The 22697-nt window shown below is 76.0% G+C and carries 28 protein-coding genes, 1 tRNA gene, 1 pseudogene and 1 riboswitch; of the genes and pseudogenes, 12 read left to right on the forward strand and 18 right to left on the reverse strand.

Features of this window, described 5'->3' with window-relative positions; genetic code table 11:
* Positions 1 to 216: 216 nt before the first annotated feature.
* The gene (locus ACYVQV_RS01820) at positions 217 to 786 is read left to right on the forward strand and encodes a hypothetical protein (protein WP_461021553.1); all 570 of its coding nucleotides are present in this window, start codon (positions 217 to 219) and stop codon (positions 784 to 786) included.
* 114 nt (positions 787 to 900) lie between these two features.
* Here the strand turns inward: ACYVQV_RS01820 and ACYVQV_RS01825 are convergent, their stop codons facing one another.
* The gene (locus ACYVQV_RS01825; protein ID WP_461021554.1) at positions 901 to 1737 is read right to left on the reverse strand and encodes a YndJ family protein; all 837 of its coding nucleotides are present in this window, start codon (positions 1735 to 1737) and stop codon (positions 901 to 903) included.
* A gap of 79 nt (positions 1738 to 1816) precedes the next feature.
* Between ACYVQV_RS01825 and ACYVQV_RS01830 the strand changes: the two genes are divergently transcribed.
* Positions 1817 to 2587 (forward strand): SDR family oxidoreductase, encoded by a 771-nt coding sequence (locus tag ACYVQV_RS01830; protein WP_461021555.1) that lies wholly within the window; start codon positions 1817 to 1819, stop codon positions 2585 to 2587.
* Between the two features lie 76 nt (positions 2588 to 2663).
* Here the strand turns inward: ACYVQV_RS01830 and ACYVQV_RS01835 are convergent, their stop codons facing one another.
* The 3 genes from ACYVQV_RS01835 to ACYVQV_RS01845 all read right to left on the reverse strand — a co-directional run bounded on the left by ACYVQV_RS01835 (position 2664) and on the right by ACYVQV_RS01845 (position 3794).
* The gene (locus ACYVQV_RS01835; RefSeq protein WP_461021556.1) at positions 2664 to 2885 is read right to left on the reverse strand and encodes a hypothetical protein; all 222 of its coding nucleotides are present in this window, start codon (positions 2883 to 2885) and stop codon (positions 2664 to 2666) included.
* Positions 2886 to 3010: 125 nt separating this feature from the next.
* A complete protein-coding gene (locus ACYVQV_RS01840; protein ID WP_461021557.1) occupies positions 3011 to 3457 on the reverse strand; it encodes a PaaI family thioesterase in 447 nt (148 codons plus the stop codon).
* A 22-nt stretch (positions 3458 to 3479) separates the two neighbouring features.
* A complete protein-coding gene (locus ACYVQV_RS01845) occupies positions 3480 to 3794 on the reverse strand; it encodes a DMT family transporter (RefSeq protein ID WP_461021558.1) in 315 nt (104 codons plus the stop codon).
* Between the two features lie 10 nt (positions 3795 to 3804).
* A riboswitch (guanidine-III (ykkC-III) riboswitch) is annotated at positions 3805 to 3871 on the reverse strand.
* Positions 3872 to 3954: 83 nt separating this feature from the next.
* On the opposite strand from ACYVQV_RS01845, the gene ACYVQV_RS01850 reads away from it, so the two are divergent.
* On the forward strand, positions 3955 to 4494 hold the full coding sequence (locus tag ACYVQV_RS01850) for a DinB family protein (RefSeq protein WP_461021559.1): 540 nt from the start codon (positions 3955 to 3957) through the stop codon (positions 4492 to 4494).
* A gap of 71 nt (positions 4495 to 4565) precedes the next feature.
* On the forward strand, positions 4566 to 4961 hold the full coding sequence (locus ACYVQV_RS01855) for a rhodanese-like domain-containing protein (RefSeq protein ID WP_461021560.1): 396 nt from the start codon (positions 4566 to 4568) through the stop codon (positions 4959 to 4961).
* 63 nt (positions 4962 to 5024) lie between these two features.
* Here ACYVQV_RS01855 and ACYVQV_RS01860 read toward each other — a convergent pair whose 3' ends face one another.
* A complete protein-coding gene (locus tag ACYVQV_RS01860) occupies positions 5025 to 5429 on the reverse strand; it encodes a VOC family protein (RefSeq protein WP_461021561.1) in 405 nt (134 codons plus the stop codon).
* 219 nt (positions 5430 to 5648) lie between these two features.
* Between ACYVQV_RS01860 and ACYVQV_RS01865 the strand changes: the two genes are divergently transcribed.
* Genes ACYVQV_RS01865 through ACYVQV_RS01885 form a run of 5 tightly spaced genes read left to right on the forward strand, consistent with a single transcriptional unit; the run spans position 5649 to position 9574 of the window.
* A complete protein-coding gene (locus tag ACYVQV_RS01865; RefSeq protein WP_461021562.1) occupies positions 5649 to 6479 on the forward strand; it encodes an alpha/beta fold hydrolase in 831 nt (276 codons plus the stop codon).
* Positions 6476 to 7489, forward strand: coding sequence for an acyl-CoA dehydrogenase family protein (locus ACYVQV_RS01870; RefSeq protein ID WP_461021563.1), 1014 nt, complete (start codon positions 6476 to 6478; stop codon positions 7487 to 7489). Before ACYVQV_RS01865 ends, ACYVQV_RS01870 begins: the two co-directional genes overlap by 4 nt.
* Positions 7477 to 8175 (forward strand): PIG-L deacetylase family protein, encoded by a 699-nt coding sequence (locus ACYVQV_RS01875; protein WP_461021564.1) that lies wholly within the window; start codon positions 7477 to 7479, stop codon positions 8173 to 8175. Before ACYVQV_RS01870 ends, ACYVQV_RS01875 begins: the two co-directional genes overlap by 13 nt.
* The gene (locus ACYVQV_RS01880; RefSeq protein WP_461021565.1) at positions 8172 to 8807 is read left to right on the forward strand and encodes an SAM-dependent methyltransferase; all 636 of its coding nucleotides are present in this window, start codon (positions 8172 to 8174) and stop codon (positions 8805 to 8807) included. The genes ACYVQV_RS01875 and ACYVQV_RS01880 overlap by 4 nt, the downstream gene beginning before the upstream one ends.
* Positions 8804 to 9574: a glycosyltransferase family 2 protein gene (locus tag ACYVQV_RS01885; RefSeq protein ID WP_461021566.1), complete on the forward strand. Its 771-nt coding sequence runs from the start codon at positions 8804 to 8806 to the stop codon at positions 9572 to 9574. The genes ACYVQV_RS01880 and ACYVQV_RS01885 overlap by 4 nt, the downstream gene beginning before the upstream one ends.
* 28 nt (positions 9575 to 9602) lie before the next feature.
* Here ACYVQV_RS01885 and ACYVQV_RS01890 read toward each other — a convergent pair whose 3' ends face one another.
* The 7 genes from ACYVQV_RS01890 to ACYVQV_RS01920 form a co-directional block, all read right to left on the reverse strand.
* Positions 9603 to 10025, reverse strand: coding sequence for a hypothetical protein (locus ACYVQV_RS01890; RefSeq protein ID WP_461021567.1), 423 nt, complete (start codon positions 10023 to 10025; stop codon positions 9603 to 9605).
* A gap of 195 nt (positions 10026 to 10220) precedes the next feature.
* Entirely contained in the window at positions 10221 to 11633 is a 1413-nt protein-coding gene (locus tag ACYVQV_RS01895; RefSeq protein WP_461021568.1) for a cytochrome P450, read from the reverse strand.
* 35 nt (positions 11634 to 11668) lie between these two features.
* Positions 11669 to 11965, reverse strand: a complete 297-nt coding sequence (locus ACYVQV_RS01900; RefSeq protein WP_461021726.1) for a GroES family chaperonin — start codon at positions 11963 to 11965, stop codon at positions 11669 to 11671.
* A gap of 74 nt (positions 11966 to 12039) precedes the next feature.
* Positions 12040 to 12324, reverse strand: coding sequence for a DUF3618 domain-containing protein (locus ACYVQV_RS01905; RefSeq protein WP_461021569.1), 285 nt, complete (start codon positions 12322 to 12324; stop codon positions 12040 to 12042).
* A gap of 10 nt (positions 12325 to 12334) precedes the next feature.
* A complete protein-coding gene (locus ACYVQV_RS01910; RefSeq protein ID WP_461021570.1) occupies positions 12335 to 13129 on the reverse strand; it encodes an energy-coupling factor ABC transporter ATP-binding protein in 795 nt (264 codons plus the stop codon).
* Positions 13126 to 13950 (reverse strand): cobalt ECF transporter T component CbiQ, encoded by an 825-nt coding sequence (cbiQ, locus tag ACYVQV_RS01915; protein WP_461021571.1) that lies wholly within the window; start codon positions 13948 to 13950, stop codon positions 13126 to 13128. The genes ACYVQV_RS01910 and cbiQ overlap by 4 nt, the downstream gene beginning before the upstream one ends.
* Before the next feature lie 10 nt (positions 13951 to 13960).
* A complete protein-coding gene (locus ACYVQV_RS01920) occupies positions 13961 to 15007 on the reverse strand; it encodes an energy-coupling factor ABC transporter permease (RefSeq protein WP_461021572.1) in 1047 nt (348 codons plus the stop codon).
* Between the two features lie 99 nt (positions 15008 to 15106).
* On the opposite strand from ACYVQV_RS01920, the gene bcp reads away from it, so the two are divergent.
* Positions 15107 to 15577, forward strand: a complete 471-nt coding sequence (gene bcp, locus ACYVQV_RS01925) for a thioredoxin-dependent thiol peroxidase (RefSeq protein ID WP_461021573.1) — start codon at positions 15107 to 15109, stop codon at positions 15575 to 15577.
* 72 nt (positions 15578 to 15649) lie between these two features.
* Here bcp and ACYVQV_RS01930 read toward each other — a convergent pair whose 3' ends face one another.
* Positions 15650 to 15952, reverse strand: coding sequence for a hypothetical protein (locus ACYVQV_RS01930; protein WP_461021574.1), 303 nt, complete (start codon positions 15950 to 15952; stop codon positions 15650 to 15652).
* Positions 15953 to 15990: 38 nt separating this feature from the next.
* Positions 15991 to 16089: pseudogene (locus ACYVQV_RS01935) on the reverse strand (transcriptional regulator); the annotation flags it as partial.
* Positions 16090 to 16224: 135 nt separating this feature from the next.
* Between ACYVQV_RS01935 and ACYVQV_RS01940 the strand changes: the two are divergent.
* Positions 16225 to 17097 (forward strand): MBL fold metallo-hydrolase, encoded by an 873-nt coding sequence (locus ACYVQV_RS01940; RefSeq protein WP_461021727.1) that lies wholly within the window; start codon positions 16225 to 16227, stop codon positions 17095 to 17097.
* Here the strand turns inward: ACYVQV_RS01940 and ACYVQV_RS01945 are convergent.
* Both ACYVQV_RS01945 and ACYVQV_RS01950 read right to left on the reverse strand, forming a co-directional pair.
* Positions 17048 to 17130: transfer RNA gene (locus tag ACYVQV_RS01945), tRNA-Leu, on the reverse strand. The genes ACYVQV_RS01940 and ACYVQV_RS01945 overlap by 50 nt on opposite strands.
* Before the next feature lie 68 nt (positions 17131 to 17198).
* Positions 17199 to 18401: an NAD(P)/FAD-dependent oxidoreductase gene (locus tag ACYVQV_RS01950; protein WP_461021728.1), complete on the reverse strand. Its 1203-nt coding sequence runs from the start codon at positions 18399 to 18401 to the stop codon at positions 17199 to 17201.
* 234 nt (positions 18402 to 18635) lie between these two features.
* Here ACYVQV_RS01950 and ACYVQV_RS01955 point away from each other — a divergent pair, with 234 nt between their 5' ends.
* Positions 18636 to 20195 carry a PucR family transcriptional regulator gene (locus ACYVQV_RS01955; protein ID WP_461021575.1) on the forward strand — a complete coding sequence of 520 codons (1560 nt, stop codon included), beginning with the start codon at positions 18636 to 18638 and terminating at the stop codon, positions 20193 to 20195.
* Positions 20196 to 20316: 121 nt separating this feature from the next.
* On the opposite strand, the gene ACYVQV_RS01960 is transcribed toward ACYVQV_RS01955, so the two are convergent.
* Together ACYVQV_RS01960 and ACYVQV_RS01965 are read right to left on the reverse strand one after the other, a co-directional pair.
* Positions 20317 to 20976, reverse strand: a complete 660-nt coding sequence (locus tag ACYVQV_RS01960) for a fasciclin domain-containing protein (protein WP_461021576.1) — start codon at positions 20974 to 20976, stop codon at positions 20317 to 20319.
* A gap of 89 nt (positions 20977 to 21065) precedes the next feature.
* On the reverse strand, positions 21066 to 22679 hold the full coding sequence (locus tag ACYVQV_RS01965) for a molybdopterin-dependent oxidoreductase (RefSeq protein WP_461021577.1): 1614 nt from the start codon (positions 22677 to 22679) through the stop codon (positions 21066 to 21068).
* Positions 22680 to 22697: the final 18 nt, after the last annotated feature.

Raw genomic sequence — 22697 nt, forward strand, 5'->3', positions numbered from 1 at the left:
AGCCGCAGCCCGAGCAGGCGCATTGAGCACGAGGGCGCCCGAACCGCACAGGGTCAACGTGACGCGCCCTTGGCTTCTAATCCGACGGTCGCAGGTTCGATCCCTGCCGGGGGCGCCGAGCACGTGTGCGATCTCGGCTGGGGCTTGACGGTCTCGGTTGATCCTTGACACCTCCTTCGGCTGATCCTCGGCGGCCACGTAGCCGAGGATGGCTGGGTGCTGTCCTCGACGCGTGAAGCGCTGAAGATCCTGAAGGCCGCCCGGGTGACGCTGGACAAGGGGCTGGATACCGAGGAGCTCGATCGCGTGGAGGCCGACTTCGGCTTCGCCTTCGCCCCGGACCACCGGGACCTCCTCGCCGCCGCCCTGCCTGTCGGTGAGCGTTGGGTCGACTGGCGGCGCGCTGATCTGTCCGACATCTCTGCTCGGCTGCTGTGGCCTCAGGAAGGTGTGCTCTTCGACGTCGAGCACAACGCCTTCTGGCCCGGATCGTGGGGCGATCGACCGGCGCAGCTCGGTGCGGCGCTCGAACGCGCACGGGAGCGCGTCAGCACGTGGCCTCGGCTGGTGCCCGTGTACGGCCACCGTTACCTCCCTGCTGCACCTGCACCTACCGGCTCTCCCGTGTTCTCCGTCTACCAGACGGACGTCATCTACTACGGCAACGACCTCGTCGACTACCTGCACCACGAGTTCGGGCGCGCGAGAGCGGTCCATTCGACCGCGGCGATCGTGCGCATCCCCGTGTGGTCGGACCTTGCGGAACAAGACGGTCGATCGTGCTAGCCAGCCCGCCACGGCGGCGGGCGAAGACCACGATCGCGTCCCGGCGCCCACGAACCAGCACCCCGGTCCCGGGCGCGCAGCGCACCGGCGTCGACGACGATCGAGCCGCCGACCTCAGCCCGCGGGCACGGGCTCGCGTCCGGCCACGAGCCGGCGCCAGCCGAGCAGCGTGCAGACGGCGAACCCGAGCGCGTTCGCGACCCCGTGCGTCGCGGCCATCCACGTCAGGGACAGGTGCGGGACGGCGTCCCACACGTGCCCGGCCGCCCACGACAGGGCGAGCACCATGGTCGCCGCGAGCGTCACGGCACCCGTGCCCAGCAGGACGCGTGTGACGCCGTCCCGCGCCTCGGGGCGCACGTCCCGCCAGACCAGCAGACCCACCACCCACATCCCCGCCGTCAGCACCACGGTGCCGGCCAGCTCCACCGGCTCCCCGATGAAGTAGCCGACCAGGACGACGAACGTGCCGACGGGCACCGCGAGCGCCCCCACCGGTCCCAGCGGCGACGTCGTGCTGCGGGCCACCAGGCCGGACACCAAGGCTGCGGCGAAACCGGCGAAGTGGAAGTGCGCCACGGTCAGCGCGTGCTCGGTGCCGTTGAATCCCAAAAGGTCCCAGCCACCCCGTTCGGCGACGAGCGAAAGCCCGGCGATCGACGGGGTGACGAGAGCGGTGAGCGCAGCCACCTCGACCGGTGCGAGCGACCGCGTCCTCAGCAGCCTGGCCGCCGCGACGAGGGCCAGGCGGACCGTCGCGGTGAGGTACGCGCCCGCCAGCAGCGCCGCAGCGTCCCCTCTCGGCAGGAGCGTCGACGCCGCACCGACCAGCCCGAGTACGGGCCAGGCGCGCAGCCACCTGGCCTGCGGCGGCGGGTCAAGGAGCCGCAGCCCCAGCGGCACGACGACGACCATTCCGACCGCGCACAGGACGGCCACCAGCGGAGTCACGCGACCGGACGCTAACGGACGGCGTCAGGCGACGGCCCGCCCGTACGCTGGCCGCCCGAGGGGCAGCAGGGAGGCCGGGATGGCGACGACGCGGGGCACGGTGCTCGTCACCGGGGTCGGCCGCCGCCGCGGCATCGGCGCGGGCCTGGCGGTGGCCCTCGCGGAGGACGGGTGGGACCTGGCGCTCGGCTACTGGGCGCCGTACGACAAGCGGGTCGGTCTCGAGCGCGGTGCGCACGACCCGCAGGACGTCGCCGAGGAGTGCCGGGCGCTGGGACGCCGCGTCGACCTGCTGCCCGGTGACCTCGCCGACCCGGACGTCCCCGAGCAGCTCGTCGTGCGGGCGTCGTCCCGCGGTGATCTGCGGGCGCTGGTGCTGTCCCACTGCGAGAGCGTCGACAGCTCGGTGCTCGACACGACCGTCGAGTCCTGGGACCGGCACCTCGCCGTCAACGCCCGCGCGTCGTGGCTGCTCGTCAAGGCGTTCGCCGAGCTCCTGCCGCCCGGGCCGACCACGGACGTGACCGGCCGGGTCGTCGCCCTCACCAGCGACCACACCGCCCACAACCTTCCCTACGGCGTCAGCAAGGGCGCGCTGGACCGGCTCGTCGTCGCCGCCGCCGTCGAGCTCGGGCACCGCGGTCTGCGCGCGAACGTGGTGAACCCCGGACCGGTCGACACCGGGTGGATGACCGGCGACGTCCGCACCGCGCTGACCGAGCGGACGCCGGCCGGGCGGCTCGGCACCCCGCAGGACACCGCCGACCTCGTGCGCTTCCTGCTTTCCGACGCGGGCGGCTGGGTGACCGGGCAGGTGCTGTCCAGCAACGGCGGGTTCGGCGCGGGCTGACGCGCGGCCACCCACATCACGACGGAAGATCCGGCGTCTCCGGGCGCGTCGGATCCTCCGTGACCCCGCGGGCAGGTCAGCTGCGCGGCTGGCTCCGCACCTTCAGGTAGATGCCGAGCAGGACGACGACCGTGCCGACGGCGCCGCAGACCACGCCCCAGCCCGGGGTCGCCGCGCCCGCGGACCGCCCCCCGAACGCGAGCAGGCTGGCCACCAGTCCGGCGAGCGCCAACAGCATCCCCACGACGAGGACGGCGTTCGCGGTCCGTCCGCTCGGACCGTCCGTCGGCTGACGCACAGCGATGACAACCCCTCGGTCGGTGCGTTCCTGGTGACCGCCGAGCCTAGCCATGCACAGCAGCGCAGTTCCGGTCCCTCACCGGGACCGGAACTGCGTCGCTGACCTCACGAGGCAGGGGCGCGTCACCGCGCCGGCGCGTCCACCCGCATCATCGTCGCGGTCATCGTGGCGCAGTGGACCTCACGGTCACCGGTGACCGCGTACGCGTCGCCCTGGCACACGGTGATCGTCCGCCCCGACCGCACCACCCGACCACGGGCCACCAGCCGCTCGCCCACCGCCGGCGCCAGCAGGTTGATCTTGAACTCGACGCTGAGGACCTCCGAGCCGGGGACCATCAGCGTGTGCGCGGCGTACCCGCAGGCGCTGTCCACCGCGGACGTCGTCACCCCCGCGTGCAGGAACCCCTGCTGCTGGGTGAGCTCGGCACGGTGGGGCACCTCGATCTCCACCGCCCCCGGCTCCACCCGCACCAGCCGGGCGCCGAGCGTCGCCATCAGGCCCTGGCGGTCGAAGGACGCGCGGACGTCGGCCTCGTAGTCGGGGTTGCGGACGGTCGGCTCAGGCATGCCGTCATCGTCCCAACCGCCGTCAGTGGACGAGCTTGAGCCCCACCACGCCGGAGACGATCATCAGCAGGAACAGCACCTTGAGCAGCGACACCGGCTCCTGCCCCGTCGCCATCGCGTAGACGACCGTCAGGGTCGCGCCGATACCCACCCACACCGCGTACGACGTCCCGACCGGCAGCTCGCGCATCGCGTACGCCAGGCCGAGCATGCTCAGCGCGCACGCGACGACGAAGACGAGGCTGGGCACGAGGCGGGTGAAGCCCTCCGAGCGTCCGAGCGCGGTCGCCCACACCGCTTCGAGGACCCCCGACAGGACGAGGACGAGCCAGTGCACCGGTACCTCCCGTGGGCCGTCTTGTCGCGCACCGGGTACGGCACCCCTCGTCCGGGAGCCCTCGAGCCGGGCCCACCTCCACCGTCTCACACCCCGACGGCGGCACCCGCCAGCGAAAAGGACCTGCCCGCGGCCACCACCGCGCCCTAGGCTCCCCGCCGTGACGGACGTCGACGAACGAGGCCGCCCCCTGCCCCCGCTCGGCGCCGGCGAGGTGGACACGCTCGTCGGCTTCCTGGACTACCACCGCGCCACGCTCGCGTGGAAGACCGACGGCCTGGACGCCGCGGCGCTGGCCACGACCGTCGGCCCGTCGACGATGACCCTCGGCGGGCTGCTCAAGCACCTGGCGTGGGTGGAGGACTACTGGTTCTCGGTGCGGCTGCACGGCAACGACCCCGACCCGTTGTGGGCCGCCGCCGACTGGGCGTCGGACCCCGACTGGGAGTGGACGTCGGCCGCGGACGACTCCCCCGCCGAGCTGCACGCGCTGTGGCGGGCCGCCTGCGACCGCTCCCGCGAGCTCGTGGACCGGGCCCTCGCCGACGGCGCCCTCGACCGGCAGCTGCCCGCCACCCGGCACGACGCCCGCCGGCCGCACCTGCGGTGGGTCCTCGTCCACATGGTCGAGGAGTACGCCCGGCACAACGGGCACGCCGACCTGCTGCGCGAGGCCGTCGACGGCGCCACGGGCGACTGAACCCACCCGCCGGCCACCGACGGACCACCGTCGCGGGGGCCGGGTCGGGCCACCCGGCCTAGCGTGGCCGGATGGGGGTCGACGACGTCCTCGCGAGCGCGCGCGACGGCGTCCCGAGGCTGACGCCGGTGGAGGCGCACGCGGCCCAGCGGCGGGGGGCGCTGCTGGTCGACACCCGCACGCCGGAGCAGCGCGAGAAGCAGGGCCAGGTCCCGGGTTCGGTGGTCGTCGACCGGACCGTCCTCGAGTGGCGCCTCGACCCGTGCAGCCCGCACCGGATCCGCGAGGCCGCCAGCCACGACCTGCTCGTCGTCGTCCTGTGCCGGGAGGGGTACAGCTCCAGCCTGGCCGCGGCGTCCCTGCGGGCCGTCGGCCTGCACCGGGCGACCGACGTCGTCGGCGGGGTGGAGGCGTGGCTCGAGTGCGGTCTGCCCGTGCACTTCGGTCCCGGCGACGTCCGCCGATGACAGCGGTGCGGGGCGCCCGGAACGCGCCGGCGCCCAGCCGGAGGCGCACGCCCACGGCGACCGTCAGGCGCAGTGCACCATCCACGCGTGCCCGTCGGGGTCGGCCACCACACCGCTGTAACCCCACGGCTGCTGCGCGGCCTCCGCCACGACCTGGCCACCGGCCGCGGCCGCGCGGCCGACGACGTCGCGCACCTGCTCCTGCGTGGACACGCTGAGCCCGAGCACGCACTCGCTGACCCCCGCGTCGGCGACCCGGCGCCCCGGCAGCACCCACCCGAACCCGTCGGTGGGCACGAGCATCAGCGACACGCCCTCCCGCAACCGCAGGCTCAGCGGTTCGGGCAGGCCGTCGTCCGCCGGCGGGCCTTCCGGTTCGAGGCCGAGGACGGCGCGGTAGAAGTCGGCGGCGCGTCGCCGGTCCGCGACGGGCAGGCTGATGACCAGGTTCTCGGTCAGGTCACTCACGACAGGGCACCTCCGGGCCGGCGACGGCGGACGACGGTCAGACCCTTCCCGGACGGGGAACTCATCGCGTCCGACCGGCCCGTCGGCGACGACGCGGCGACGGTCACCGGGTCCTCGTTCCGGCCGCGGCGACCGGGCGGTCACGGCGTCCCGCGCGCCGGTGACGCCGACGCGCGCGTCGGCGGGCGGACGCCCTGGCGCCGCCCTACGGTCGGGGCCATGCCCCTGACCCGGTTCGAGCGCGCCGGACTGACCTTCGACGTCCGGGACGCCGGCCCCGCCGACGGCGTCCCGGTCGTGTTGCTGCACGGCTTCCCGCAGGACTCGGCGTCCTGGGACCGCGTCGCGCCCCTGCTGCACGCCGAGGGCCTGCGCACCCTGGCCCCCGACCAGCGCGGGTACTCCCCCGCCGCCCGGCCCACCGGGCGCGGCGCGTACCGGATGGGCGAGCTGGTCCGCGACGTCCTGGCGCTCCTGGACGCCGCGGACCTGCCGTCCGCGCACGTCGTCGGCCACGACTGGGGCGGCGCCGTCGCCTGGGCCGTGGGGACGGCGGCGCCGGGGCGCGTGCGCAGCCTCACGGTGCTGTCCACCCCCCACCCCAGCGCCCTGATCGAGGCGAGCGTCCGCAGCGACCAGGCGCTGCGGTCCTGGTACATGGGCCTGTTCCAGCTGCCGTACCTGCCCGAGCGGCTGCTCGCCGGGCGGGTCGACGGCCTGCTGCGCCGCGCGGGGCTACCCGCCGACGACGCGCAGCGGTACGCCCGGCGGATGGCCGAGCCGGGCGCCCTGACCGCCGCCCTCGGCTGGTACCGCGCGATGCCGCTGTCGTTCCGCTCCGCCGCCCACCCGGTGACCGTGCCCACCACCTACGTGTGGGGCGCCAAGGACACCGCCCTCGGCCGCACCGCCGCCGAGCGCACCGCACTGCACGTGCGCGCGCCCTACCGGTTCGAGGTCCTGGACGCCGGGCACTGGCTGCCGGAGAAGCGCCCCGACGACGTCGCCGCGGCCGTCGTCCGCCAGGTCCGCGAGGCCGGTGGGGAGTGAGCGCGACCCCCACGGAGTTCCCGCGGACGCCGCGCCGGGCACCGGGCGCCGACAGCCAGCGCGCCCACCTGCTCGCGATGCTGACCGCCGGGCAGCTGGACCTGCCGCACCCGCTCGCGGGGAACGCCTGGGAGCGTTGGCGGCGGCTGGCCGACTGGGGCGCCGACGACCTGGTGCTCGCCCGGCTCGCCGAGGGCCACACCGACGCGGTCGCCGTCCTCACCGAGGCGGGCGTCGCCGTCCCCGGCGGGCGCCTGCTCGCGGTCTGGGCGTCCGCCAGCGAGGGCACCGGGCTGGACGGCACACCCGTCGACGGCGGCGTGCGGCTCGACGGGACCCTGCGGTTCGCCAGCGGCGCCCGCGTCGTCGACACCGCGCTCGTCACCCTGCAGACCCCCGCCGGTCGCCGGCTCGCCCTGCTCGACGTCCACCAGGACGGCGTCACGGCGGTCGAGGGGACCTGGCCCGCGGTCGGGATGGACGACTCCGACAGCCTCGACGTCACCGTCGCCGGCGTCGTGGTCGACGAGGCCGGCCTGGTCGGACCGCCCGGGTTCTACAGCGACCGGCCAGGGCTGGCCGTCGGCGGCATGGGCGTCGCCGCGGTCTGGTGGGGCGGTGCCCGCGCCGTCGCCGACCACGTCACCCGCGCCCTGGCCGCCCGGGCCGCGGCCGGTCACCCGCCGACCCCGCACCAGCTCGCGCACCTCGGGGGCATCCGCTCCGCCGTAGCCCGCGGGGAGGCGGTGCTCCGGGACGCGGCAGGCGCCGTCGACGCCGACCCGCGCGACCGGCACCGGCCGCTGGCGCTGCACGTCCGGCACGTGGTCGAGCAGGTCGTCGAGGAGGTGCTGCGCCGCGCCGGCCGGTGCACCGGCGCCACCCCGCTGTGCCGGGACGCCGGGTACGCGCGGCTCGTCGCGGACCTGACGGTCTTCGTCCGCCAGCAGCACGCCGAGGGCGACCTGGAGCGTCTCGGCGCCGCGGCCCTGGACGGGTGGACGACGTGACCTGGCACGAGCGCGTCGCCGAGCTCCCGGCGTGGGCACCGCCTCCCGTCGAGGCGGCGCTCGTCGTCGTCGCCCACCCGGACGACGAGACCCTCGCCCTGGCCGGGACGGTTGGCGCCCTCCACGCGGCCGGGACCACCGTCGACCTCCTCGTCCTCACCGACGGCGAGGCGTTCCTGCCGCCCGGGACCCGCGACCCTGCCCGGCTCGCGGCCCAGCGCCGCGGCGAGGGCACGGCCGCCTGGGCCGCCCTCGGCGCACCTCGCCCACCGTCGTTCGCCGGTCTGCCGGACGGCGCGCTGCCCGAGCACCGCGACGACGTCGACGCCGCCGTCCGGGACGCGGTCCACCGCACCGCCCCCGGGCTCGTCGTCGGCCTGTGGTCGCACGACCCGCACCGGGACCACGCCGAGGCAGGCCGCAGCGCCGCGGCCGTCGCCCGGGAGCACGACCTGCCGTTCGTCGCCGCGCCGCTGTGGGCGCGCGCCTGGTACACGCCCCGCCACCCCCGGATCCGTTGGGAGACGGCGCGACGGGTCCCCCACGACGACGTGACGCGCACCCGCCGCGACCTCGCCCTGGCCTGCTACCCCAGCCAGACCGCGCCGTTCGACGGCCACCCTCCCGTCGTCGACGCCGAGACCCTCGCCGCGCTGGCCGGCGACGACGTCCTGGTCGTGTCGTGAACGCGAACCGCGACGACAGCGCCGACCGGTACGGGAGCGCCCACTTCGACGCGCTGCACGCCGCGGACGACGACCCGTGGCAGGTGCGCACGTCCTGGTACGAGCGGCGCAAGCTCGCCGTCCTGCTCGCCGGCCTGCCGCGGGAGCGGTACCGCGACGCGCTCGAGCTCGGCTGCTCCGTCGGGGCCACGACGGCCGCGCTCGCCGGGCGGTGCGACGCCGTCCTCGCCGTCGACCGGTCACGGGTCGCGTTGCGGCACGCCGCGGCGGCGTTGGACGGCGTCCCCGGCGTCACGCTGCAGCACGCCGTCCTGCCCGACGGGCTGCCGGCCGGCGAGCACGACCTCGTCGTGCTGGCCGAGACCGGGTACTTCCTCGCCCCCGACGACGTCGACGCGCTCGCCCGGGCGCTCCCGTCGCGCCTCGCACCGGGCGGCGACCTGGTGGCGATGCACTGGCGGCACGACGCCGACCGGCTGGCCACGCCCGGCGACGAGGTGCACCGGGTACTCGACGGCCTCGGGCTGCGCGCCCTCGTCCGGCACGAGGAGGACGACTTCCTCCTGCAGGTGTGGCGCCTCGACGGTGACGCGCCCGGCGCCGAGGTCGCCGACAGGGGGCGGACGTCGTGACCGCGACCAGCCCGGCTCCACCGCCCACCGGGCACCAGCCCGCCCTCGCGACGTCCCCGCGGGCGGTCGGCGTCGTCGTCCCCGCCCGTGACGAGGCCGACCGGCTCGCCGCGTGCCTGGAGTCGGTGCTGGTCGCCGCCGAGCGGGTGGACGTCCCGGTCACCGTCGTGGTGGCGCTCGACCGGTGCACGGACCGGACCGGCGACGTGGCTCGGCGCGTCCTGGCCGGGACGCCGTCCGCGGTCGTCGACGTGCCGGCGGCACGCACCGTGGCCGCCGTCCGCACGTGGGGGACGGGCAGCGCGCTCTCCGCGGCCCGGGCCCTGACGGGCGTGGCCGACGAGCTGCTGTGGACCGCGCACACGGACGCCGACACGACCGTCCCTGTGGACTGGCTGTCGACCCAGCTGCAGTGGGCGGCGGACGGCGCGGACGTCGTCGCCGGGTTCGTGCGGCTCGACGACGACCCGGACCTGCCGGGCCGCGCCCGGTCGGCCTACGACGGCCTGCTGCGCAGCCGGCTCGTCGACGAGGGGCACCACCGGCACGTGTACGGCGCGAACCTCGGGGTGCGCGCCAGCGTCCTGGCCCGCCTCGGCGGCTTCCCCGACGTCGCGGTCGGTGAGGAGCGGGCCCTCGTCGACGCCGCCGTCGCCGACGGACTGCGGGTGGTGCGGCCGGTCGACCCGTGCGTCACCACCAGCGGGCGTCGGCGCGGCCGGGCCACCGGCGGGCTGGCCGACCTGCTCGACGGCCTCGCCGGCTGACGTGAGCCGACCGCTGGGCGTCCACGGCTCATCCGCCCCGTGGAGCGACGTCCACCCGGACGTCGGTCGCGCCTCGGGTGTGCTGCGCCAGCACCCGAACCTGCACTAGCGAGGCGGCGTCCAGGTCGTCGACCGTAACCGTGCTGTCGGCGTCGCCGATCGTCAGGCGCCCGGCGGGAAGGGAGAGCTCCCCCGTGTACGCGACGGTTCCGTCATCCTCGAGGGAGAGCACACTCCGCACCTGGATCCGCGCCGTCGCCCACTCCCAGTCACCGTCGAACACCTCGGCGTCGATGTCCTGCGCGTGCCGGACCGTGATCGCCAGGGCGTCGGTGGTCGCAGCGACCAGCGAGCCGGCGACGACTTCCGGCGGAGCAGCACCGGGTGCCGACACGAAGACGATGCCCCAGTGCCACGGACGCGAGACGACGACCTCGTACAGCGGCTGCACAAGCGACGAGCCTAGATGAGCGGCTCAGAGCACCCCGAGCACGAGCAGCAGGATCGCCGTCAGCACCAGGGAGACGAGCAGCGAGGCGAGGCACCCGAGGCGGTTGGAGAAGAAGAGGAACACCCGACCGATCCTGGCAGCGACCCGACCTGCCGGCGCGCCGAGTCGTCACCACCCGGGCCGTCAGCCCCGGGGTCAGCGGGGCTCCAGCCGCAGCGGCAGGCCACCGCGCGGGCGCAGCGTCACCAAGGCCTCCACCCCGACGTCGCGTCCGGGCACGGCCACCACCCGGTGCCCGCGCAGGAGCGTCGCCAGCACCAGCACCGACTCGACGAGGGCGACGTCCCGGCCGATGCACAGCCGCGGCCCCGCGCCGAACGGCACGTACGTCCCGCGGGAGGGGGCCGGCGTCCCGTCGGCGAAGCGGTCCGGGTCGAACCGCAGCGGGTCGGGGAACGTCTCGGCGCGGCGGTGCAGCAGCCACGGGCTGACGATGACGAGCGTCCCCGCGGGGACGGGCACCCCGTCGACCACGTCGTCCTGCAGCGCCCGGCGGGACACCACCCACGCCGGCGGGTACAGCCGCAGGGACTCGTCCACCACGGCGCGCACCCGGCGCAGCGCCCGCAGGTCGTCCCAGCGCACGTCGCGGCCCACCGCGCCCGGATCGTCCGGCTCGTCGTCCGGCTCGTCGTCGTGTGACGGGTCGCCGCCGAGGACGGCGTCGAGCTCGGCGTGGACGGCGGCCTGCTCGTCAGGGTGCCCGGCGAGCAGGTGCAGGGTCCACGCCACGGAGGACGCGACGGTCTCGTGGCCGGCGATGACCATCGTCACCAGCTCGTCGCGCACCTGCCGCGCCGACAGCTCCCCAGCGTCGGCAGCGGCCAGCAGCAACCCCAGCAGGTCCTGCGGTTCGCCGTCCGCCCGCGCCGGGCGGGCGCGCCGTTCGGCCACGAGCGCCGCGCACGCGGCGTCCAGCTCGCGGTTCGCCCGGGCCAGCGCCCGGTTGCCGGGAGTCGGCGCCCACCGCGGCACGGGGACGGGGGTGCGGGCCCTGCGGACCACGACACCGAGCGCGTCGAGGACCGCCGCGACGAGCCTGTCCCCGCGTCCGCCGAGGTCGGCCCCGAACAGGGTCCGGCCGACCAGGCCCATGGTGGCCTGCAGGCACGCCTCCTCGACGTCCAACACCCCGGCCGCCGTCCACGCCGTGCGCAGCGCCCGCGCCGCGTCGACGGACTCGCGCGCGACGACGTCCAGGGTGCCGTGGTGGAACGCCGGCTGCGCGACCCGCCGGGACCGGCGCCACACGTCCCCGTCCGACGTCAGCAGGCCCTGGCCGGTGACCGTGGACAGGGACGCGTACTGCACGGTGTCCTTGCCGTAGCGGCGGGCCGCAGCGACGAGGACGTGCGCCGCACCCGCCGGGGTGTTCACCAGCAGCACGGGCGTCCGCGGCAGCGGGAACGCGACGAGGTCGCCGTACCGGGCGACGACCCGCTCGAGGAACGCCAGCGGGTCGCGGCGGATCGCCGGGACCGCGCGGACCATCTCCGCGGGCAGCGGCCCGTCGACCGGCAGCACCGTGTAGCGGGCGTTGCGACGCACCGGGTCCGTCGCGGGTGCCGACCCTCCGGGTGCGCTCAGAGGTACAGCCCGGTGCGGTCGTCCCCGGTGCGGGGCTGGGCGACGGCGTGCACGTCGCGCTCGCGCAGCAGCAGGTAGTCCTTGCCGGCGAGCTCGACCTCGCCGCGGTCCTCCGGGTCGAACAGGACGTCGTCGCCGACCTTCACCTGCCGGACGTGCTGACCGGCCGCGACCACCTGACCCCAGGCCAGGCGCTTGCCGACGGACGCGGTGGCGGGGATGACGATGCCCGCGCTGGACCGGCGCTCGGAGGACTCCTCGGACAGGCTGACGAGGACCCGGTCGTGCAGCATCCGGATCGGCAGGTCACCGGCCGGACGCGACGACGAGGTGGTGCTGGAGCTCACGGGCGAACGGTACCCGTCGGTCAGCGACGGGCCTTGCGGACCACGGCGATCGCCAGCAGCCCGGCGACGGCGGCGCCCACGGCGGCGATCCGCTCGGTGCGCAGCGAGCCGTCCTCGGCGGTCACGGCCTGCTGCGCCCGCTCCTGGGCGGTGTCCTTCGCCCGTCGGGCGACCTCCTTGGGCGACAGCCGGTTCTGCAGCTCGTCGACGGTGCGGGCCAGGTGCTCCTGGCGGGCGCGGATGGCTGCCTGGATCGCCGCGGGGTCGTCCGGGAGCGCGTTCGTCGCCTCGGGTGTGGTCGCCATGCTCAGGACGCTACCGCTCCCGGGCGGGTCCGGCACCCGGCACCGACAGGGGGTCGAAGCCGTAGGGCAGCTCGAGCCGGTGCCGGTGCAGCAGCTCGGTGTCGGCGAGCACGTCACGGGTGGCGCCGTCGGCCACGACCCGTCCCCCGTCGAGGAGGACGGCGCGCTCGCACAGCTGCAGGGCGTAGGGCAGGTCGTGCGTGACCATCAGGACCGTCACGTCCAGGGTGTCCAGGACGTCGGCCAGCTCGCGGCGGCTGGCCGGGTCCAGGTTGCTCGACGGCTCGTCGAGGACCAGGACGTCGGGGTCCATCGCGAGGACCGTGGCGACGGCGACCCGGCGTCGCTGCCCGAAGGACAGGTGGTGCGGCGGGCGGTCGGCGTGGTCGGCCATCCCGACCTGCTCGAGCGCGGCGGTGACCCGGGCCCGCAGCTCGGCGCCGCGCAGCCCGAGGTTCGCCGGGCCGAACGCCACGTCGTCGGCGACGGTCGGGCTGAACAGCTGGTCGTCGGGGTCCTGGAACACCAGCCCGACACGGCGCCGCACCTCCGGCAGGTGCGCCCGGTCGACGTCCAGGCCGGCCACGCGGACGGTGCCCGCGCCGGTGCCGCCGGCGACGGCGCCGAGGATGCCGTTGAGGTGCAGCACGAGCGTCGTCTTGCCGGCGCCGTTCGGTCCGAGCAGGGCGACCCGCTCACCGCGCCGCACGGTCAGGTCGACCCCGAACAGGACCTGCCGGCCGTCCGGGTAGGCGAACGCGAGGTCGCGCACCTCCAGCGCGGGCGGGGTCGTCCCGGGGCTCACGCCGCACCACCCGCCGCGGCCCGCTGGACGACGAGGACCGCGAGCAGCACGCCGAGCGCGGCCAGCGGCAGCAGCGCCCCGGCGGCCCAGGTCGTGGCCGGGGTCCGGGTGTCGTCGGCGAGCCGCGGCATGCGGCCGGTGTACCCGCGCGCCAGCATCGCCAGGTGCACCCGCTCGCCGCGCTCGTAGCTGCGCACGAACAGGGCGCCGGTGCCGGCCGCGACGGCGGCCAGGTGGCGCAGCCGACCGCCGGTGAACCCGCGGGACTCGCGCGCGACCCGCATCCGGTGCAGGTCGCCGACGACGACGGAGGCGTACCGGACCATGAAGGACAGGATGGCCACGAGCAGGCGGGGCATCCGCAGCCGCTCCAGCCCGACGAGGAGCTCCCGGGGCGCGGTCGTGGCGGCGAGCACGATCGCGGCGACGACGCCGAGGGTCGCCTTGGCCAGCAGCAGGCCGCCGCCGACGAGCCCGACGCGCGACAGGCCCAGCCCGGCGACGTCGACCCGTGGACCCTCGGCGACGAACGGCAGCAGCAGCGCGAAGACCACGAACGGGGTCTCGACCAAGGACCGGCGGGCCACGGTGCGCGCGGGCACGCGGGCGAGCAGGACGACGCCGGCCAGCAGCACCGCGTACCCGGCGAACGCCGGCCACGCCGTCGCGGGGGTGGCCACGACGACGAGGACGAACGCCGTCAGCGCCAGGACCTTGGTGTGCGCGGGCAACCGGTGCACCACCGTGTCGGCGGGCACGAGCAGCCCGTCGGCGGGCGACGCCGGGTCGCCGTGGGCGTGGGGCAGGTGGGTGGCGCCCACGTCGGCGACCTCAGTCCCGGACGGCGACGCGGTCGTCGTCGTCCTGCCGGGTGCGGCCGCGGGCGGCGAGCGCGGCGACGCCCAGGCCGACGACGACGGTCAGCAGGACGCCGACGACACCGGCGAGCGCCCCGGACAGCGCGGCGTCGCCGACGCCGGCGACCCCGTAGTCGGCGAGCGGGCTGCCGGCGACGGCCGAGTCGCGGGCGCTGTCGGCGAACCCGAGGGTCTCGCCGACGTGCTCGAGGCCGTCGGGGTTCGCGCTGGCGGCCAGGCTGAGCAGCCCGCCGACGACGAGGGAGACGGCCAGGCCGACAGCGAGGGGCCGGCGTCCGGGACGGGTGGCGACCGGCGCGTCGGCGGCGACGGTGCGGCTGCGGCCCTCGGCGTCGACGAGCACGAGGTCCGGCCGCAGGTGCCGGGCGGCGTGCACGAGGTCGGGGCGGGTGGCGACGACCGCGCCGACGACCGCGGCGGTGATGAGGGCCTCGCCGACGCCGATGACGGCGTGCCAGCCGAGCATGGCCGCGGTCAGCCGCTCGAGCGGGATCGGGACGGCGCCGCCGACGGCGTACAGGGCGACGAAGACGAGCGCGGCGGCGGGCACGGAGACGAACGCGCCCACGCCGGCGGCCGGGACCACGCTGCCCGGACGGCGCGGCAGCACCCCGAGCAGCGCGCGGGTGACGACGTAGCCGACGAGGACGGTGACGACGCCGATGAGCGTGATGTTGGTGCCCAGCGCGGTGAGCCCGCCGTCGGCGAAGAACAGCGCCTGCAGCATCAGGACGACGGTGAGCACCAGGACCGCCGTCCACGGCCCGACGAGCACCGCGGCCAGGGCGCCGCCCATCAGGTGGCCGCTCGTCCCCGGCCCGACCGGGAAGTTCACCATCTGCACCGCGAACACGAAGGCCGAGGTGAGGCCGGCGAGCGCGGGGCCGGTCTCGCGGACCTCCCGCTCGGCACGCTGGAGGCTGAGGCCGACCGCGCCGGCGGCGAGCGCGCCGGTGGCGATCGATGTGGTCGCGTCGAGGAAGCCGTCGGGTACGTGCACGACCGCATCCTCGCCCTTATTGCGACACGTTCGCAACTAGGGCGGTGGGCGCGGCGGGCCCGGTCGGCCCGTCGGGGGCGCTCGGTAGCCTCGCGTGCCATGACGACCCGACTCTCCCCCGGTGACACCGCGCCCGCGTTCAGCCTGCCGACCCACGACGGGTCGGTGTTCGACCTGGCCGAGCACCGGGGCGAGCACGTGATCGTGTACTTCTACCCGGCCGCGATGACCCCTGGCTGCACCACGCAGGCCTGCGACTTCCGCGACAGCCTCGATGCCCTGACGGGCCAGGGGTACACGGTCGTCGGGGTCTCCCCCGACGCCCCGGACAGGCTCGCCCGGTTCGTCGAGCGCGACGGCCTGACGTTCCCGCTGGCCAGCGACCCCGACAAGGCGGTGCTGACCGCCTACGGCGCCTGGGGCGAGAAGCAGAGCTACGGCAAGACGGTGACGGGCGTGATCCGCTCGACCGTGGTGGTCGGCCCGGACGGCACGGTCGAGCACGCGGCGTACAACGTGCGGGCCAAGGGCCACGTCGCCAAGCTGCGCAAGGACCTCGGACTCGACTGACCCGCGCCGGGCGGCGCGGGTCAGTCGCCGGGCGGCGCGGGTCAGTCGTCGGTCGGCGCGGGTCGGTGCGGGTCAGAGGGTGGCGACGAAGCGCTCGACCGCGTCGGTCCACGCCCGCCTGGCCTCCTCGTTCGCCTCGGCCGTCGGCACCCCGATCTGCGTGGCGACCAGCGAGGCGGTCCCGTTCTTCTTCGGCTCGCTGGTCACGACGACGGAGGAGCCGTCGACCGCCTTGGTGCGCCAGGTGATCCGCCGGTCGGTGCCGCTGACCCGCCGCTCGCCGGTGACCAGCGCCCGGACGGCGTCGTCCGCCTCGGCGAACCGGGTCCACCGCCGCATCAGCTCCTCCATGGCCAGGGCGGTGGACCGGCTCACGCTGGCCTGGAAGGTGCCGTCGGGGCGCTGGCCGGGTGCACGACGGCCGTGATCTCACCGGCCGGCAACTCGCCGTCGGCCAGCAGCTCGAGGATCCGTCGCCTCACCCGGTCACCAAGGACGTCGAACGCGTGCACCGGACCAGCATGGGACCGCCTCGTGCGTGAGTCGAGCCCTATATAAGTGAAGAACAATTCGCGCGTACGCCCCCGTGGTCGCCCCGCAGCGGGCAGCATCTCCGGTGCCTCGCACAGCGGGAGAGGGAGGCGTCCGTGCTCACCCAGGTCACCGACGGGGTGCTCGTCCACCGCAGCGAGCTGCTGCGCAACAACACCGTGGTGGTGCAGGGGACGCACGGCGTCCTCGTCGTCGACCCCGGCCTGACCACCGGCGAGCTGACGTGCCTCGCCGGTGACCTGGCCCGCGTGGGCCTGCCCGTCGTGGCCGGGTTCGCGACCCACCCCGACTGGGACCACGTGCTGTGGCACCCCGCGCTCGGCGTCGCGCCCCGGTACGGCACGGCCCGGTGCGCGGAGGTGATGCGCGCGCTCCGGTCCGCCGCGGACTGGCGGTCGACGGCCGCCGAGGGGCTGCCGCCCGAGATCGCCGAGGACGTGCCGCTGGACCTGTTCGGGGTGCTGACCGGTCTGCCCGCGGGCGTTCGCCACCTGCCGTGGGACGGTCCCGCCGTCCGGGTTATCGAGCACCCCGCCCACTCCCCCGGCCACGCCGCGCTGCTGGTCGAGGACGCGGGGGTCCTCGTCGCCGGGGACATGCTGTCGGACGTCTTCGTCCCGATGCTCGACGACGACCGCGACGGCAACGACCCCGTCGAGGACTACCTGCGTGGCCTGGACGTCCTGGCGGCGGTGGCCCGCGACGTGGACGCCGTCGTGCCCGGCCACGGGTCCGTCGCGCGCGGCGCGCAGGTCCGCACCCGGATCGGCCTCGACCGCGCGTACCTGCACGCCCTGCGAGAGGGCCGGGCCCCGGACGACCCGAGGATCGGACCGGACGCCGAGCCCGGGTGGGAGTGGGTCGCGGACATCCACACCTGGCAGGCCGAACGCGTCGCCGGGCGGACCAGGACCACGGTGCGGGAGGCGGGACTCGAACCCGCACGCCCAGAGGGCACAGGAACCTAAATCCTGCGTGGCTGCCAGTTACACCACTCCCGCGCGGGCAGGAGCCTACGATGGACCGACGGGGGCGGCGGTGGCCGCCCGCGTCCGTCCTGGCGCGAGCGTCAGCGCAGCGGGTCGAACGGCGCGAGCTCGGCAGGCCGCCGTCCGGTCGCGACCTGCTCGGCCAGCAGGCGGCCGGTGACCGGCCCCAGGGTGATCCCCCACATGCCGTGACCACCCGCGACGTGCACGCCCGGCAGCCGGGTCGCGCCGATGAGCGGCAGGCCGTCCACGGTGCACGGGCGCGAACCGACCCACTCGTCCTGGCGGTCGTCGAGGTCGACCCCGGTGAGCAGCGGGCGGGCCGCCTCGACGATCGCCCGGACGCGCCGCGGGTCCAGGGCCGCCTCCGGGGAGCGGAACTCCATCATCCCGGCGACCCGCAGGCGGTCACCGAGCGGCGTGCACGCCACCCGCTGCGCCGGGAAGTACACCGGGCCCGCGGGCAGCCGCTCCGCGGCGACGCTGAAGCTGTACCCGCGGCCGGCCTGGACGACCTGTCGGACGCCGAGCGGGCGCGCGAGCCGGCCGAGCCAGGCGCCGGTCGCGACGACGACGGCGTCGGCCGGGTGGTCACCACCGGTGGTGCGGACGACCGGGGCGCCGCCGGGCGCCTCGACACCGGTGACCTCGACGCCCTCCTCGACCTTGCCCCCGCGGGCGCGGACGGCGTCCGCCAGCGCGTGCACGAAGGCGCCGGGGTCGACGTAGCGCTGCCCGTGCAGCAGCAGGGCCGCGGTGACCTCTCCGGACAGCGCGGGCACCGCGGCCCGCGCCTCGTCACCCGTGACGACGTCCACGTCGATCCGCTGACCGCTGGCGCGGATGTGCTCGAGCTCCTCGAGCAGGACGGTGCGGTCGGCCTCGGTCCGGTACGCGGCGGTGAAGGGCTGGGCGTCCAGCGTGCGGGCGGGCACCCCACCCGCGGTCATCCGGTCGAACGCCTCCAGCGCCAGGCCGTTCACGCCGACGAGGTGGCTCATGGCGGACCGCCACGCCCGGGTCGTGGAGTGGCCGACGAAGCCGAGCAGGAACCGCAGCAGGCTGGGGTTCGCCGACGGCGGCACGTACACCGGCGACGACGGGCTCAGGACGGCCTTGACCCCGTACCGCAGGACCGCGGGCTCCGGCAGCGGGGTGGTGATACCGGGCGTCAGCCAGCCGGCGTTGCCCCAGGACGAACCGGCCGCCACGTGGTGACGCTCGAGCACCGTCACGTCCAGGCCCTGCTCCTGGAGGTACCAGGCGGTCGACAGGCCGACCATGCCGCCGCCGACGACGACGGCGTGGCGCGGGGACGAGGACGAGGACGAGGGGGTGGGCACGGTGACCTCCGGGACGGACGCGGGCGCGACCCCACCATCGTCGGGCGCCCAGGGTCCGAGGTCATCGTGCGTTCAGGACCAATCTGACATCCTCCATAGTGCGCTGAGGACAACCTCGTGTGCTCGCGGCACCCGGCCGCACGCGCGAAACTCGCAGGAGAGGCAGGTGACGCCGTGCCCACGGTGGCGGAGGTCGTCGAGACACTGGGACCGGCCCTGCTGGAGCTGGTGCGGGGCGACGGCCGCGCGCCCGTGCGCGACGTCGCCCTGCTGCCGGCACCCGCCGGCACCGAGCCGGTGCCGACCGGTCACGCCGTGCACACCGGGGACCTCGTGCTGTGCGTGGCGGCCTCCGACGACGCCGACCGGGTCGCCGCGCTCGTCACCCACTGCGGCCGGGCCGGGGCGGCCGCGGTGGCGCTGGACCACAGGACCGCGACCCACCCGGTGGTGCGCGAGCACGCCGAGGGCGCGGGCGTCGACCTGCTCGCCGTCCCGGCCGGCAGCGGCTGGGCCCACCTGGTGTGGCTGCTGCGCTCGCTGCTGGACCACCCGGGCGGCGCGCCCGACGCACCCGGCACCGGGTTCGGCGAGCTGTTCACGTTGGCGGAGGCCCTCGCGGCCGTCCTCGGTGGTCCGGTGACCGTCGAGGACCCGGCGTCCAGGGTGCTGGCGCACTCCTCGCGCCAGGAGGGAGCCGACCCGGCCCGGCTGTCCACGATCGTCGGCCGGCGGGTCCCCGCGGAGCTGACCGAGCGGTTCCGGGCGATGGGCGTGCTGCAGGCGCTACAGCGCTCCGACGAGCCGGTCGTCGTCCCGTCGTGGGGGCCGGGGATCTCCCCGCGGCTCGTCATCCCGGTCCGCGCCGGCCGCGAGCTCCTCGGGTCCATCTGGGCGGTGGTCGACTCCCCCGTCCCCGCGGAGCACGTCGCCGAGCTGCAGCGCGTGGTGTCCTCCCTCGCCCTGCACCTGCTGCGGCTGCGAGCGCAGGAGGACCTCGTGGGGCGCCTGGAGGCGGAGCGCCTCCAGGCGGCCCTGTCCGGCACCGCCCCACCCGGCTGGGCGCCTCCCGGGACGTCTCCCTGGCGGGTGGTCTGCCTCTCCGAGAGCGCCGGGGGACGCGCGGTGGCCGGCGGCGCGTCCCCCGGGCACGCGGACCGCTGGCGCGCCGTCCTGCGCTGGTCCGGCTGGCGGTCGCCCCGCCTGGCGGCCGTGGACGGCGCGGTGCTCGTCCTCGTGGACGCCTCCGCCGCGCACGTCCCGGGCAGCTGGGCGTGGCTGTGCGCGACGACGGCCACGGGCCTGGTCGCCGCCTCCCGGCCCGTGGCCGACCCGGACGACGTCCCGACGGCCCGGCTGGAGGCCGTGGAGCTCATGAGCCTGCTGGCGGACGGGACGCTGAGGGCCGGCGGTGAACGGCCGCTCGCCGCGGCGGAGGACGCCTGGGCGGACCTCGTCGTCGCCCGCGCCCGCCGCGCGGTCGCCGGCGGGCCCCTCCCGCCCGCCGTCCGGCAGGTCCTGGACCACGACCGGGTGCACGGCGGGGACTGGGCCGGGACCCTCGCCGCCGCGCTCGCCCACCCCGGCGACCCCCGCGCGGCCGCGGCCGCGCTGCACGTGCACCCCAACACCTTCCGCTACCGGCTGCGTCGCCTCCACGAGACCGTGGCGCTCGACACCTCGGACCCGGCGGTCCGGCTGGCGCTGCAGCTGCTGCTGCCCGCGTCTCCCTGAGGGTCCTCCCCGAGGGGTCTCCGCGAGGGTTCTCCCCGAGGCTCCTCCCCGAGGCTTCCAGGGCACGACGACGGGCCGCGGCTCCGGGTGCGCGCGGCCCGTCGTCCGACAGGGGTGCCGGTCAGCTCATCGGCATGAGCACCGAGTCGATCAGGTAGACGGTGGCGTTCGCGGTCTGCACACCACCGCAGAGGACGTCGGCACCGTTGACGGTCAGCATCTCCGGCTCACCGGCGACCTCAAGCGTGCCGCCCTGGACGGTGGTCTGCGTCCCGGTGACCTCCTCCGGCGACTTCTGCCCCTCGACCACGTGGTACGTCAGCACCGAGGTGAGCAGGTCGGCGTCCGTCTTCAGCGTCTCCAGCGTCGCGGCGTCCACCTGCGCGAAGGCGTCGTCCACCGGTGCGAAGACGGTGAACTCGCCCCCGTCGAGCGTGCTGGTCAGGTCGACGTCCGGGTTCAGCCCACCGGAGAGCGCGGACACCAGCGTCGTGAGCAGCGGGTTGCCGGCGGCGGCCTGGGTGACGGTCGCCTCGGACATGCCCTCGATCGAGCCCGGGCCGTCGGGGTTCTCCTCGGCGTAGGCCTCGCACCCGGGGCCGACCGGGCCGGCGGCCGTCATCTCCTCGTCGGAGGACATCTCGTCCCCCATGTCGGTGCCCTCGGTCTCCTCGGCCATCGTGTCCTGCGAGCCGGTGGTCGGCTCCTCCTCGGAGGAGCAGGCAGCCGTCGCGAGCGCGACGGAGGCGACGACGGCGGTCAGTGCGAGACGGGTCCTCATGGTGACTCCTCGGGTCGATGTCGTTCTGTCACCGGTGGTTCGGAGCCCGGACCCGGGCGGATGGGTCCAGGGGCGCGGGAGTGCGCGGGTCACTCGACGGTGACGACCCGCGAGTGCCAGCCGCTCGCACCGTCGGGCACGGGCTCGGCCCTCTCGGGCGTCTGAACCTGCCCCTCGCCGTCGACCGCGCGGACCCACAGCGTGTGGCTGCCGGGCGTCGCGTCCCAGGTCCAGGACCACTGCCGCCAGGTGTCCGGGCCGGCGCCGGCGGCGAGCGTCGCGTCCTGCCACTCCCCGTCGTCCACGCGCACCTGGACGGCGCTGATCCCGCGCGTCTGCGCCCACGCCGTGCCGCCGACCGCGACGGGACCTGCGCCGAGCCGAGCGAACGGCCGTGGCGCCTCGATCCGGGACATCGTCTTGACCGGTGCGCGCTCGGCCCAGCCGCGGTCGGTCCAGTAGGCCGTGGCGTCGGCGAACCGGGTGACCTCCAGGTCCACGACCCACTTGGTCGCCGACACGAACCCGTAGAGGCCGGGGACGACCATCCGCACCGGGTAGCCGTGCTCGACGGGCAGCGGCTCGCCGTTCATCCCGACGGCCAGCAGGGCGTCCCGGTCGTCCGTGAGGACCTCCAGCGGCGTGGACGCCGTCCACCCGTCGACGCTGGTCGACAGCACCATGTCGGCCCCCGGCAGCGGCCGGGCCCGCGCGAGCACCTCGCGGACGGGCAGGCCGAGCCACCGCGCGTTGCCGGCCAGGTCGCCACCGACCTCGTTGGAGACGCAGGTCAACGTGACCCAGGCCTCGACGAGGTCGGCGTCCAGGAGCTCCTCGAAGTCGAGCTCGACCTCCTCCTCGACCAGGCCGTGCACGCGCAGCGACCACGACGCCGCGTCGACCTGGGGAACCCGCAGCGCGGTGTCGATCCGGTAGAAGTCGCCGTTCGGCGTGACGAACGGCTCGACGCCCTCGACGTCCACGTCCACCCCCGGGGGCAACGGGTCGGCGGGGCGGGCGGGGGCGGGGAGCCGCAGCGCCTCCCGCGCCGCCGCGACGCCACGTGCCGTGGCGGTCACCACTCGCGCCCCGGCGGCGGACAGCACGGCCACGGCTCCCGCGGCACCGGCTGCCAGGAGGAACCGGCGGCGGTCCGGGGACGGCGACCGCGACCGCGACGGCGACGGCGACGGCGACGGCGACGCGTCGCGGACGTCGGCCCCTGCGCGGCCGACGTCCGTCGCGGGGAGCCGGGCCAGCAGCCACCTCAGGGCGAGCAGGCCCGCGACGACACCCGCGACGCTGGGCAGCGGAGCCAGGGCGTCCGGGCTCGGCCGGGTGAGCGCCGCGACCGCGGCCACGCCCCCGAGAGCGACGACCATCCCGGAGCCGAGGGCCGGCCGCTCCCTGGCCAGCACGCCAGCGGTCGCCGCGAGGACCGCCACGACGGCGGCCATGCCGACGAACAGGGCGATCTTGTCCGCGGTCCCGAACCAGTCGATGGCGAGGTCCTTCAACCACGCCGGCGTGCGGTCGACGAACGCCCCGCCCACCGCGAGCAGCGGCGCGGACGCCGGCGCCACCAGCGCCGCCACGAGCTCGGCCACCCCGAGCGTCACCCCGCCCGCGACGAGTCCCGCCAGGGCGGCCCACCGGCGTCCGCCTCGGGACCGCCCGGGTGACCGCCGCCGGTTCGTCGTCACGTCGTCGTCTCCCACACC

It is taken from the genome of Thalassiella azotivora, assembly GCF_054781695.1.

Bases quoted from the DNA above. Each gene is read 5' to 3' on its own strand.
- ACYVQV_RS01900 (WP_461021726.1), bottom strand. From the start codon at position 11,965: ATGCTGCACGACCGGGTCCTCGTCAGCCTGTCCGAGGAGTCCTCCGAG.
- ACYVQV_RS01950 (WP_461021728.1), bottom strand. From the start codon at position 18,401: ATGGTCGGCCTGTCGACCGCCTGGTACCTCCAGGAGCAGGGCCTGGAC.
- ACYVQV_RS01840 (WP_461021557.1), bottom strand. From the start codon at position 3,457: ATGCCTGAGCCGACCGTCCGCAACCCCGACTACGAGGCCGACGTCCGC.
- ACYVQV_RS01905 (WP_461021569.1), bottom strand. From the start codon at position 12,324: ATGGCGACCACACCCGAGGCGACGAACGCGCTCCCGGACGACCCCGCG.
- ACYVQV_RS01830 (WP_461021555.1), top strand. From the start codon at position 1,817: ATGGCGACGACGCGGGGCACGGTGCTCGTCACCGGGGTCGGCCGCCGC.
- ACYVQV_RS01865 (WP_461021562.1), top strand. From the start codon at position 5,649: ATGCCCCTGACCCGGTTCGAGCGCGCCGGACTGACCTTCGACGTCCGG.
- ACYVQV_RS01855 (WP_461021560.1), top strand. From the start codon at position 4,566: ATGGGGGTCGACGACGTCCTCGCGAGCGCGCGCGACGGCGTCCCGAGG.
- bcp (WP_461021573.1), top strand. From the start codon at position 15,107: ATGACGACCCGACTCTCCCCCGGTGACACCGCGCCCGCGTTCAGCCTG.
- ACYVQV_RS01960 (WP_461021576.1), bottom strand. From the start codon at position 20,976: ATGAGGACCCGTCTCGCACTGACCGCCGTCGTCGCCTCCGTCGCGCTC.